Source organism: Chitinibacter sp. SCUT-21, assembly GCA_041874755.1.
Lineage (GTDB): Bacteria > Pseudomonadota > Gammaproteobacteria > Burkholderiales > Chitinibacteraceae > Chitinibacter.
In genome coordinates this window covers 2,866,790-2,879,098 of the sequence record CP102611.1, presented here as the reverse complement: position 1 = coordinate 2,879,098, position 12,309 = coordinate 2,866,790, and the positions used below count along the sequence as shown (strand labels likewise).

Annotated in this window: 9 protein-coding genes and 1 pseudogene; 7 read left to right on the top strand and 3 right to left on the bottom strand. The window is 49.7% G+C overall.

Features of this window, described 5'->3' with window-relative positions:
• Positions 1 to 17: 17 nt before the first annotated feature.
• The 3 genes and pseudogenes from NT239_13395 (at position 18) to NT239_13385 (ending at position 3,340) form a co-directional block, all read left to right on the top strand.
• Positions 18 to 1,106 (top strand): PLP-dependent cysteine synthase family protein, encoded by a 1,089-nt coding sequence (locus NT239_13395; GenBank protein XGA70749.1) that lies wholly within the window; start codon positions 18 to 20, stop codon positions 1,104 to 1,106.
• Positions 1,107 to 1,645: 539 nt separating this feature from the next.
• Positions 1,646 to 2,047 (top strand): annotated as a pseudogene (locus NT239_13390) (hypothetical protein).
• Positions 2,048 to 2,131: 84 nt separating this feature from the next.
• The gene (locus NT239_13385) at positions 2,132 to 3,340 is read left to right on the top strand and encodes a glycoside hydrolase family 18 protein (protein XGA72815.1); all 1,209 of its coding nucleotides are present in this window, start codon (positions 2,132 to 2,134) and stop codon (positions 3,338 to 3,340) included.
• Between the two features lie 125 nt (positions 3,341 to 3,465).
• Here NT239_13385 and NT239_13380 read toward each other — a convergent pair whose 3' ends face one another.
• The gene (locus NT239_13380) at positions 3,466 to 3,672 is read right to left on the bottom strand and encodes a hypothetical protein (GenBank protein XGA70748.1); all 207 of its coding nucleotides are present in this window, start codon (positions 3,670 to 3,672) and stop codon (positions 3,466 to 3,468) included.
• 332 nt (positions 3,673 to 4,004) lie between these two features.
• On the opposite strand from NT239_13380, the gene purB reads away from it, so the two are divergent.
• Positions 4,005 to 5,375: an adenylosuccinate lyase gene (purB, locus tag NT239_13375; GenBank protein XGA70747.1), complete on the top strand. Its 1,371-nt coding sequence runs from the start codon at positions 4,005 to 4,007 to the stop codon at positions 5,373 to 5,375.
• Between the two features lie 100 nt (positions 5,376 to 5,475).
• The gene (locus tag NT239_13370) at positions 5,476 to 6,927 is read left to right on the top strand and encodes a YdgA family protein (GenBank protein ID XGA70746.1); all 1,452 of its coding nucleotides are present in this window, start codon (positions 5,476 to 5,478) and stop codon (positions 6,925 to 6,927) included.
• Between the two features lie 61 nt (positions 6,928 to 6,988).
• Here NT239_13370 and NT239_13365 read toward each other — a convergent pair whose 3' ends face one another.
• On the bottom strand, positions 6,989 to 7,786 hold the full coding sequence (locus NT239_13365; GenBank protein ID XGA70745.1) for a TatD family hydrolase: 798 nt from the start codon (positions 7,784 to 7,786) through the stop codon (positions 6,989 to 6,991).
• Positions 7,787 to 7,863: 77 nt separating this feature from the next.
• Between NT239_13365 and NT239_13360 the strand changes: the two genes are divergently transcribed.
• On the top strand, positions 7,864 to 8,862 hold the full coding sequence (locus tag NT239_13360) for a TerC family protein (protein ID XGA70744.1): 999 nt from the start codon (positions 7,864 to 7,866) through the stop codon (positions 8,860 to 8,862).
• A gap of 153 nt (positions 8,863 to 9,015) precedes the next feature.
• Complete coding sequence (locus tag NT239_13355) at positions 9,016 to 10,074, top strand: IS110 family transposase (protein XGA70743.1); 1,059 nt, start codon at positions 9,016 to 9,018, stop codon at positions 10,072 to 10,074.
• 257 nt (positions 10,075 to 10,331) lie between these two features.
• On the opposite strand, the gene NT239_13350 is transcribed toward NT239_13355, so the two are convergent.
• Positions 10,332 to 12,182, bottom strand: a complete 1,851-nt coding sequence (locus NT239_13350; protein ID XGA70742.1) for a hypothetical protein — start codon at positions 12,180 to 12,182, stop codon at positions 10,332 to 10,334.
• Positions 12,183 to 12,309: the final 127 nt, after the last annotated feature.

The window sequence follows — 12,309 nt, the reverse complement described above, 5'->3', positions numbered from 1 at the left end:
ACCATAGGGATAAAATCATGACACAGCACCGCGAATGGCTCAATCAAGCCATGCAAACCATCGAAGCCGATTACAATCGCTCGGCTGATACGCATTTGATTCCGGTGCATTTGGCCGCTTATCCCAATATTGATTTTTACCTAAAAGATGAATCCAGCCACCCGACCGGCAGCTTAAAACATCGCTTGGCGCGCTCGTTATTTATGTATGCACTTGCCAACGGCTGGTTACGCGAGGGCAGCACGGTGATCGAAGCCTCTAGCGGCTCGACCGCGGTATCGGAAGCCTATTTTGCCCGCTTACTTAAACTCCCCTTTATCGCTGTCATGCCCGAGAGCACCAGCAAGGAGAAAATCGCCGCGATCGAGTTTTATGGCGGGCAATGCCATTTCGTGAGTAACCCAAGCCAAATAAGTGCCAAATCGAAAGAGTTGGTCATTGAAACGGGCGGGCATTTTATGGATCAATTTACCTATGCCGAGCGCGCGACCGACTGGCGCGCGAATAACAATATCGCCGAATCAATCTTTAACCAGATGGCGCTCGAGCGTTTTCCAATTCCACATTGGATCGTTGCCAGCTGCGGCACAGGCGGCACCAGTGCCACGCTGGGGCGTTATGTGCGCTATCGCCGCCTCGCCTCTGGCATTGCCTGCGTTGACCCAGAAAATTCAGTGTTTTTCGACGCCTATCACAGCACGCATCGTAACCACATGTTAGAAACCGGCTCTCGTATCGAAGGCATCGGGCGCCCGCGCGTGGAAGAATCATTTATTCCGAGCGTCATCGATCGAATGTTGCAAATTCCAGACAATTTAAGCCTAGCCGCCGCGCATTGGTTAAGTGCCAAAATCGGAAAAAAGGTCGGCGGCTCAACGGGTTGCAATTGGGTTGGCGCACTGCAATTAGCCCAAGAAATGCAGGCTCAAGGGCAAGCAGGCAGCATCGTCACTTTGCTGTGCGATAGTGGCGAACGCTATGCACAGACTTACTTCTCCGCAACTTGGCTTGCCGCCAACGGTTTTGATTTAAGTGACGCCAAACAACAAATAGTGGCTAGCTGCGAATTGGGCCATCCACTGCCAGCACTACGCGAAAAAAGATAATATTCAACCCACAGGCATTAACGTTTCATTAATTCTCAGACCAGTCAATTTACTTTCCATTTTTCGCAGTGCATGCTCGACTTGCACCCAACCTTACTAAAAAAGGTGCGCAAACACCTGAGACAAGGTGGCATCGCAATCTTCGATTGCGATCAGGGTGCAGAACAAACTAACGGAGAATGGAAGAGATGAAAAAATTAAGCCAAACGATCATCGCGGGCTCGCTCGTGTTGATCGGCGGCCAGGTGATGGCCGCGGATTGCGCCACACCTTGGTCAGCCAATACCACGTACGCTGCGGGCGGCACACTGGTGAGCCAAAACGGCCATAACTACAGCAATAAATGGTGGACGCTGAACGAAGACCCAAGCAAATCGGGTTCTTGGGGCGTGTGGAGCGATCTGGGCGTATGCGGCGCGAGCAACGCAACACCAGCCCCCACAGCGGTAGTAACCGCTACACCGACTGCCAGCCCAGTCGTAACTACCGCACCAACCAGCTCGCCAACTGCCACGCCAAAACCAACGGCAACCCCGGTCGTGACGAGCGCGCCTGTTGGCTCATGCTCTGTTTGGAGCGAAGGCAGCAGCTATAAAGCAGGCGACGTTGTGAGCTACAACGGGGTCACTTACACAGCTCTCAGTGCGCACACCGCGTATGTGGGTGCTGGCTGGACGCCTGCGACAACACCAACGCTGTGGAAAGCTGGCGGCACTTGCGGCGCGGTCACCCCGACAGCCACCCCAGTCGTGACTGCAACACCAAGCGCAAGCCCAACGGCTACGCCAGTTGTCACACCAACTGCAACTCCAAAAGTAACGGCTACACCAAGCCCAGCACCGACTGCAACACCGCTTATTTCACCTACTCCTGTGGTAACGCCAACAGCTACGCCAGTGGTAACTCCAACTGCAACGCCAGCGGTTACACCTAGCTCAACGCCAACTGGCCAAATTCCAAGCCGTGAAGTCGGTTCATACTTCACCCAATGGGGCGTCTACGACAGCGCATTTTTCGCCAAAGCCGTGCAAGACAGTGGCGCAGCCGCCAAACTGACCTTCATCAACTACGCGTTCGGCAATATCTACAAACAAGCGGATGGCACGATCAAGTGCGATAGCGGCATCAATAAAGCCAACGATGGCAATACCGCCGGCGATGGCGGCGATGCTTGGGCTGATTACCAAATGGATTATGCTGCCAAAGACTCAGTCGACGGCGTGGCCGACACTTGGGAAAGCAAGCTCAAAGGCAACTTTAACCAGCTGAAAAAACTGAAAGCTAAAAATCCAAACCTGAAGATCTTTATTTCCTTGGGTGGCTGGACTTGGTCACGTTATTTCTCAACCGCGGCGTCAACCGATGCTAACCGTAAAGCTCTGGTGGCTTCGTGTATCGACGTTTACCTGAAAGGGAATCTGAAAAAATCGGGGGGCGATCCCGCAGGTGGTGCTGGTGTTGCCAAAGATATTTTTGATGGTATCGACATCGATTGGGAATACCCAGGTGTACAAGGCATTGGCAACAACGTAGTCGACGCCGTGAACGACAAACACAACCTCACCCTGCTGATGGCCGAGTTCCGCAAGCAGTTGGATGAATACGGCGCGAGCCAAGGTGGCAAGAAATTCTATCTAACCGCAGCCATCGGCGCGGGCAGCGAGAAAATCGATCAAACCGAGCCTGCGCAATACAGCAAATCGATGGATTGGGTGAATGTCATGACCTATGACTTCCACGGGGATTGGGATGACACCACCAACTTCCACTCACACCTGTATCCAGATCCAGCGGATCCAACCGTGGGCATCGCACGTACGTACAACATCGACGACGCGCTGACCAAACTGATGGCCAATGGTATGCCTGCCGATAAAATCGTGCTGGGTATCCCCTACTACGGCCGTGGTTTTGGTGGTGTTGCTAGCCTGAATGATGGCTTGTACCAGAAGAAAACTCGCGCCGCGGGTAAAGTCGGCGTACAAACCGAAGCTGGTTATGGTGATTACAAAGCACTGAAAGACGTGGCTGGGGTACGGAAATATCATCCAGTCACCAAACAACTGTACTTGTACACGACCACAGGCGACTGGTGGAGCTACGACGACATACAAACGATCCGCCTGAAAAATGATTACCTCAAAGCCAAAGGCTTGCGCGGTAACTTCAGCTGGGCGCTCGATGGTGACGACGCCAACGCTACGCTGACCAAAACCATGGCTGAAATCAAATAAGGCTAAACAGAGTGCAGCAAAAACAAAGCCCCGCTAATTTAGCGGGGCTTTTTAATGGGTATATCCCTGTGGAGCTTACTTAGCAAAACCGACAAGAACATACCCATAGCAGTACGGCCGAGTATTTAACTAGGCTGGCCTGCTCCATCATCTGCTTGCGAATAACGTTGGGTAGGACTAGACGAAAAATGGAAAACGACGGCATTGGCAAACATCGGGTCAAAGCCTTTTTCAATCATGATTTCGACGATTGATTGCGCCAGACAGCCACGTTGCAAGTTTTCAATAATCCAATCCTGCCACTCGGGGGTAATTTGGGTAAAACCGCTCATTTTAAAATACGCCTCTTCCATCCATTGTCTTGCGGGTGTCTATGGCCGGCGAAAACTGACCGGCTCGCTAGACTCGCTCGTTTCGTCGCCAAGCGCTTAGATCGGCCTGGTCGCGAAAACGTTGTAAGGTATATGCATTATTCATGCGAAAAGACCACTTGTCACTCTTTCTTACATACCACTGGGCAGATTCGTCACGAACGTCACAAGCCACCCTATAAAATGGGGTTCTCACTGTTCGTTATGCGTTGATCGTGTTAGGCAGTCAGCGTGCCACTGCTGTGATAGAATCTCGGGTTTGATCGATAAAGACCTACGGACGGGTTGGCATTATGGAACTTTCAGCACTGACCGCGCTTTCGCCGCTTGACGGCCGCTATGAAAAACAATTGGCCGATTTGCGCGCCCATTTCAGTGAATACGCCCTGATTAAAAATCGCGTGACCGTAGAAGTGGCATGGCTCAAAGCCCTTGCCAGCGAAAACGCACTGGAAGAAATCAAACCATTTTCGGCAGCGACCATCGCAGAATTGGATGCACTGGTTGCCAACTTTAATACCGAACATGCGCTGGAAGTAAAAACGATCGAGCGCACCACCAACCACGACGTGAAAGCCGTTGAATATTGGTTGAAAGAACGTCTGTCTGGCAACGCCGAAGTTTCAGCTGCGAGCGAGTTTATTCACTTTGCTTGCACTTCAGAAGACATCAATAACCTGTCGCACGCTTTAATGCTCAAAGGCGCACGCGAAGGCGTGATGTTGCCAAAACTGGCCGAAATCATTACCAAATTGAAAGAATTGGCCCACGAATTAGCCGATGCGCCAATGATGAGCCGTACGCACGGCCAGCCAGCTACGCCAACGACGATGGGTAAAGAAATGGCCAACGTCGCTTTCCGTTTAGAGCGTCAACTAAGCCGCATCGCTGATGTTGAGTTGCTTGGCAAAATTAATGGCGCCGTAGGTAACTACAACGCACATTTATCAGCCTATCCAGAACTCGATTGGGAAGGCTTCTGCCGCCGCTTTGTTGAAAGCTTAGGCATTACATTCAACCCATACACAATCCAGATCGAACCGCACGACTACATGAGCGAGTTGTACGACGACTTCGCGCGCGCGAACACGATCTTGATCGATATGAATCGCGATATCTGGGGCTATATCTCTCTGGGTTTCTTCAAACAGAAAGTGAACAAAAACGAAGTGGGCTCTTCGACGATGCCGCACAAAGTAAACCCGATCGACTTCGAAAATTCCGAAGGTAATCTGGGTATCGCCAACGCAGTATTGTTCCACCTCAGCCAAAAACTGCCAGTATCACGCTGGCAGCGTGACCTGACCGACTCAACCGTATTACGTAATATGGGCGTTGGCTTGGGTTATTCCTTGCTCGGCTACGTTGCAGCGCTGAAAGGCTTGAACAAATTGATGGCCAATCGCGATGCGATGTTGTTTGACTTGAACAACAACTGGGAAGTATTGGCTGAGCCTATCCAGACCGTAATGCGTCGTTATGGCGTACCTAATCCATACGAGCAATTGAAAGAATTGACGCGTGGCAAAACTGGTATCAGCAAAGAGGCGCTAGCGGTGTTTATCGATGGCCTGGCGATTCCACAAGACGCGAAAGACCGTCTGAAAGCATTGACGCCTAGCTCTTACCTTGGCACCGCCGAGGAACTGGCGCGCCGTATCTAAGCACTAAGCAAATAATCACAGGCGCTTCGGCGCCTGTTTTTACATCGATCAGATATAATCGCAACACGGTAAAACAAACATCAAATTTAGAGGTTTCACGGTGAAACGTAAAGTAATCGCAGGCAGTGCACTCGGTTTGCTCGTGTTGAGCACTGGCTACTTGGGTGGCAGCTATTATGCTGGTCAAGCAGTTGAAACTACGATGCTTAAACAGCACGATTGGATCAGCAAACTGCCGTACTTTATCGTTAAATCGCACAGCTATCAGCGAGGTTGGCTCAGCTCGACTGAAACCACCACTTTGCAAGTCAACCCAGAGTTGTATCGCTTTTTGCTAGAAAAAGAAGGCGAAAAGCTGCAAACGTTTGAAGTGACTTACACCAATCACATTCAACATGGCCCTTTACCGCTGCTAACTCGCCTCAACCCCATTCCATATAAAGCCGTTGTGACTACGGACTTTAAATACAGCGAAGATACACAAAAATTCTTAGCCAAATTTTTTGGTGAACAAAAACCAATTAGCATCGAAAACCGCATCGCCTTTAACGACGATGGCGTGATGAAAATTTCTGTGCCAAGCTTTGACTATGAAGAAGCGCTGTCTGGCGTTAAAGCCAAGTGGCAAGGCTTAGAAGCCACGCTCGATTACGGCGGTGATTTCAATCGCGTAAAATTTGACGCCAGCGTTCCCGGCCTATCTGGCGAAGCTAAGTCTAAGGGCTCTTTTGCGCTACAGGGCTTGACGATTAATCTGAATCAAAGCAAAGGCGCCAATCAAATCATGATCGGCACCAACACCGCAAAAGTAGCTCAGTTTGATTTGGATATGCAAGAAGGCAATCCACTGAAGCTCAAGCTGGAAAACTTGGTTTATCACGGCAAAGTGAGCGAACAAGGTGAGTTTATTAATGGCAGTGCGCAATTTGACTTAAATAAGCTCACTCTCAACGACAAACCTTACGGCCCAGCTATTTTGCTGGCTGAAGCCAATCATTTGCACGGTAAAACATTAGCTAAAATTAGCGATGAAGTAACACTACTGCAAAAACAAAAACTTACTCGCGAGCAGCTCACAGAAGCCTTGAGCAAATTAGCAAAAGAACACGGCCTACCATTATTGAAAAACGACCCAGAATTTGCCATTCGTAAACTGGAAGTGAAGTTACCTAATGGCAAAATTCACTTTTCTGGCTCAGTGGGCTTAAAGGGCTTTGTTGAGGCTGATTTGGAAAAGCCTGTTGATCTGGTCAACAAACTCGACGCCAAAGCCGATTTTGTGATTCCACGTAAAGTTGTTGAAACACTAGTGATGTGGCAAGCACGCAATATGTTTAGCAACGCCGATGGAGCAGCAGGTGATGTCAATCATGCCGATATTGACTACTTAGCTAGCCAATTTGTTGAAGGACAGATCAACAAGCTTGCCGATCAAAATCTCATCCGAGTAAACGGTGATTTATTATCAGCCAAGGCATCGCTGCAAAAGGGAAAATTCATTCTGAACGACATCGCAGTGCCGCTACCGTGGGAGCAGCAAAGCAACGAGTGATAAAAACACTCGCATCGGCATATAAGAATAAAATGCCGTTCCTGTTGTGAACGGCATTTTTTTATCGCTCAAGGCTTAACTCAAGCACCCGGGATACATTTTCATTTGTTTGTAAAGCAACTTTTGCTAGATCTATCCCCCGCAGCTTCGCCAACTCATTTGCAATCAGTAACAACTCGGCAGGTTCATTTCGTTGCATGGGCGGACCAGCCAACCACGCAGGCGGAATATCGGGTGCATCAGTTTCTAACACGATGTATTCCAGCGGCAAATTTTGCGCAAGTCGGCGGATGCGCTGTGATCCGCTATAGGTCATGGCACCACCAAACCCTAGGCAGAAACCTAATTTAATAAATTCATTTGCTTGTTGTTCACTGCCATTAAAAGCGTGGGCAATACCGCCCTTTACTCGCCATTTCCGAAGATATTTGAGCACATGATCCTGACTGCGCCGAATATGCACAATCACTGGTAAATCATAATCGCGGGCTATTTTAAGCTGAGCTTCAAAAAATTGAATTTGCCGAGCAACATTCAGTTTTGGCAAATAAAAATCTAGACCAATCTCACCCACAGCAATAGCATGCCCTTGCTCCAACAATCCCTGTAATTGTCCTAAGTCGGAGTCATCATGCTCTGCCTCATAGATAGGATGCAAACCCAAAGCAATTTTTGCACCGTATAATTGCTGCATGCTTAGCGTCTTGGCAAAACTTTGAGCACTGACCGCCGGAACTACCCACTGATGAATACCAGCCGCAATTGAACGCGCGACGACTTCGTCACGATCACGATCAAACTCGCTGGCATCTAAATGGCAGTGGCTATCAATGAAACTTATTGTTGAATCTGTGTTCATAGTGTAGTTCGCGGTTGTGTACGCTATATATTAATAATTAATCCACATTGTATTACCTAACGGGGTAAGGGAAATTTATGGAATTTTTTACTACGCTTTGGGTTGGCTATCCTTTATGGGTCTGGCTCATGTTCTTTGGCTTGGTCATTGCCCTGCTGGCGTTTGACTTAGGTGTATTACACAAAGATCAACATGAAATCTCGGTCAGCGAAAGCCTGAAATTATCGGCTTTCTATATCTTCATGGGCTTGGCTTTTGGTGCTTGGCTGTGGTGGTATAAAGGTGCGACAGCGGGTATGGAGTACATTACAGGCTATCTGATTGAGAAATCGTTGTCGATGGATAACGTCTTTGTGATTGCCTTGATTTTCACCAGCTTAGGCGTGCCACGGATGTATCAACATCGCGTCCTATTCTGGGGCATCTTGGGTGTGATTGTGATGCGCGCCATCATGATCGGCCTCGGAGCAGTCTTGGTTGCAAAATACCAAGGCGTGTTGGTATTGTTCGGTGCATTCCTGATTTTCACTGGCGTGAAAATGCTGTTCTCGGACGATGAACACGGCAATTTGGAAGACAATAAATTCTACCAATGGCTACGTCGCAAAATGCGCTTCACCCCAACTTTGCACGGCCAAAACTTCTGGGTTCGTGGTGAAGATCACGGTTTGGCGAGAGGCTGGTGGGCTACTCCGCTGTTCCTGACCTTGATCTTGGTTGAAACGGCTGACTTGGTCTTCGCGGTGGATAGTATTCCTGCGATCTTCGCGATCACTCAAGATCCCTTCATCGTATACACCTCAAACATCTTCGCGATTTTAGGTTTGCGTGCGCTGTATTTCGCTTTGGCAGCAATGGTTCACCGCTTCCATTACCTGAAATACGCATTGTCAGTGGTATTGGTATTCATCGGTGTGAAGGTGGGCTTGGTATACTTCAATCACGAAGGCTTGGTCGACTTTAAGATTCCAACCGCGGTTTCATTAGGTGTGACGTTTGGCCTGTTGCTCGCTGGTGTGCTGTACTCACTGTGGAAAACCCGTGGTGAGCCGTTTCCAGAAAAAACTGAGCAGTAATTAGCTAGTTTTACTTGCAATGTATTAAGTTGCACTAACTAAAAAGCCTCGACTCTACGGAAAGAATCGAGGCTTAATGTGATGGTCAGCCAGAACCAGCCCCTGCAGGCGTAAGCTGTAGGGGCTGTTTTCTTTTCTGGCGAGGAGATCATCATGGCAACTGCAACTTTGATTGGGCTTGATATTGGCAAACACACTTTTCACGCTGTCGCACAGGATGTGGCAGGGCACGTTCTCTACAAGCGCCAATTCACCCGCACAGGCTTGATCGAGTTTCTTGCGACGCATCCACCTTGCCGTATTGTGATGGAAGCGTGCGCCGGTGCGCACTGGCTGGCGCGCAAACTCATCGAATTCGGACATCACGCCCAGCTGATTGCCCCTCAGTACATTCGCCCCTTCGTCACAGGCAACAAGAACGACTTCATCGACGCACACGCCATCTGCGAAGCCGCTTGTCGTCCTTCAATGCGCTATGTCGCGATCAAATCAATGCAACAACAAGCTGTTTCGAGCTTGCATCGAATGCGCGAAGCCCGCATGGCCGAGCGGATTCAAACCACCAATCAGATCCATGCTTTGCTACTGGAATTTGGCATCACATTGCCGCTAGGCATGCGTGGTATCCGGCAAGTGCCCACCTTGCTCGCCACACCATCCGATGATTTGCCGGTGATGGTGCGGCAGATCTTGTTGCAGCAGTTCGAGCACGTGCTGTTGCTGGAACGCCTGATTCAGGTGCTCGACCAGCAGATTGCCACTGAGGCACGCAGCAATGATGTCGCCACACGTTTAATGACGATACCCGGCATCGGTCCGATCACCGCCAGCCAACTCGCCGCCGATGCGGGCAACGCCAAAGGATATGGCAAAGCACGGGATTTTGCTGCCTCACTTGGCCTCGTGCCGCGGCAGCATTCGACGGGCGGCAAAGCCAAACTATTGGGCATCAGCAGACGAGGTGACAAGTCGTTGCGACGATTGTTAGTGCAGTGCGCGCACGTGATCATGCTCAACGCGACACGCTGGGACAGTGCGATCGCCGAATGGACGCGAGAATTGATGGTGCGGCGACACGGCAATGTAGTGGCGTGTGCGGTCGCCAACAAATTGGCCCGCGTGGTGTGGGCGATCCTCGCCACAGGGGACGAGTATCACCCGCACCCGCGGACCTTGCATGAAAAAACAAACCGCCGGCAGAACCGGCGGTGAGTGAAGCCTGCCTTTGCGCAAGACAGACACTGATGAAGACAAGCGGCCCCACGGCCTGACGACTAACCTGGCAATAAAAACAGTCCACGAGACTGTGGGCTTTTTAAGGATCGTCAGGAGCGGCTCACATCAAGGATCGGGCTATTGAGTCCAACAGAATCCGAATAGATTAGAGCAAGGCTTCAAAGTCATTATTCATCAGTAAATTGTGCTTGCAAAGTTCTGGCTGAGCATAGATTTTATTACGGATCTTTCAATTAGTTTTTGTTGGCCTTCTCTTTTTCATCGTCAAACTCTAATTCTTTCACATCAAACTCAAATTGTTCCAAGCTAGAAATATCTTCCTGATGATTCATCACCGAAAGCTCAGGCACATTGATCGTTTCATCCCCTGCTAATGGCGGTGCGATTTTTTGTGCTGTAGATGGCTTCACCATGGCTGGCTTAGCCTGAAATGCCTCAAGCAAGTTAATATTATCGGGTTCTTTGCCGATGCTGGCTGCCTGAGTGGCCATGGTTAAATTCTCAATGGCTAAATCTACAGGTTGTTCTTGCTGCTTTTCAGCAGCAGCTGCAACATGCGTTGAATCCCCGCGCGCGAACAACTCCACTTCCGGCGCTAGCTTATAGCCGATACTGCGAACCAACTCCCAATCATCATCGGCTGGTTTTGGATCTTGCGCTCTAAATTGTTGTGCCAGACGAATATAGTCTGACTTCATCCCTTGCTGACGATAAACCCGAAATAGCATCAACCAGCGTTCAACGTCTTGCGGGTCTGCATCCAGTAATTGCTGCAGCAATTCCAGAGCACGGAAAGTATCACCATGGGCTAAATAATACTGAGCCTGCTCTAAACTCGATGTTTCCGCATCTGATACCTGAATAGCCGAATTGGCTTGCTGAATTAATGACAACTCTGTGGGCGCGGCGTGCCGCGGCGAGTAATTCGTTTTTAATACACTCAAGACGCTGTGTGATGCCACCGAATCAAAACCATCCTGCTCAGTACGGCGACGCAACCACCACCACACTCCCCCACCCACAAAGGCCAAGAACCCAACCATCGGCCATTGCCAGGTCATCCCGTTATCGACAGATCTTTTAACGGTCGATTCAGCGGGTTTTGCGATTGCGGCAGCCGTTTGCACCGGCTTAGGCGCGACAGTCGCCACTGCACTAGCCATACCACTCGCCAACCCTGTCTGCTGCGCACTTATTGCTGCATTGAGTGCCAAACGCTGGTCTAGAGCATCGATCTCCATTTGTAACTTTTGCCGCAGTTCCGTCAATTGGGCAACCTTCGCCTCCAGCTCTTTTACATACGCATCGGGGTTCACCTTGGAATTGGGTACGCTGACCTGCCGTTCAGCCCCCTCCAGACGTAATAAGCCCTGCTCATTAGCAAGCTGAGGCGGGTTTGCCGCTAATTGAGGTGGTGCCGCGTTCAAATTAACGGCTTTAGGCTTGGCTTTCGGTCTGGGAGGAACATGCAATTCAGTCCCTGCCACAATCACTTCATCTGCGGTAAAGTCTGGGTTGCTGCGTTTAAGTTTCTGCAAATAGCGCTCATATTGAGTTGAACCTAGAGAATAATAACGCCGGGCAATTTGCTCCAAACTGGTGTCTTTTTTAACAACCGTTGTCATCTGCGCTTTTTTAGCTTCGATTGACGTATTCAGCGGCAAAGTTTTCGTTTTGTCTGACACTACCGGGGCATCGACGATCGGAGCTGGGTCAAGAAAAACAGTGAATTCCCGTGTTAAGTCAATATTTTCGCATTGCACTTGAAGGGCAAATCCCATGATGGGCTCGTCACTGGGGCGTTGCGAGGTAATACGAATTACGCCGGAGTTTCCATCGCCATACGGAATCACTTGCAAACTGGCCGATCCCAAATAATTCACATCACCGCTAATTTGCCGAATTGCATGGCAGTCTTCAAGTAAACGTTCATTGGCGCCCAAACGATATGGAATATCCCCTTTGAATCGTTGCCCAATATATGATTTGACTTGTAAGTCGCCCAAAGTCATGGCGCTTGCCCCCTGCATTGCGAGCAAAAACGCAATCGGGGCAATAACAAATGGCGAGAGCTTTTTATTCATTTTGACCCCCCGTTAGCAATCCTAAGTTCCATTTGTTTTTAGCTGACATATTGGAAAAGCCAAAGCAAAACTATCGACTATTTAGCCCCAGTGGTGCAGCGCGACATACAAACATCACCGACAAAAA

Bases quoted from the DNA above. Each gene is read 5' to 3' on its own strand.
- NT239_13395 (XGA70749.1), top strand. From the start codon at position 18: ATGACACAGCACCGCGAATGGCTCAATCAAGCCATGCAAACCATCGAA.
- NT239_13380 (XGA70748.1), bottom strand. From the start codon at position 3,672: ATGAGCGGTTTTACCCAAATTACCCCCGAGTGGCAGGATTGGATTATT.
- purB (XGA70747.1), top strand. From the start codon at position 4,005: ATGGAACTTTCAGCACTGACCGCGCTTTCGCCGCTTGACGGCCGCTAT.
- NT239_13365 (XGA70745.1), bottom strand. From the start codon at position 7,786: ATGAACACAGATTCAACAATAAGTTTCATTGATAGCCACTGCCATTTA.
- NT239_13360 (XGA70744.1), top strand. From the start codon at position 7,864: ATGGAATTTTTTACTACGCTTTGGGTTGGCTATCCTTTATGGGTCTGG.
- NT239_13355 (XGA70743.1), top strand. From the start codon at position 9,016: ATGGCAACTGCAACTTTGATTGGGCTTGATATTGGCAAACACACTTTT.
- NT239_13350 (XGA70742.1), bottom strand. From the start codon at position 12,182: ATGAATAAAAAGCTCTCGCCATTTGTTATTGCCCCGATTGCGTTTTTG.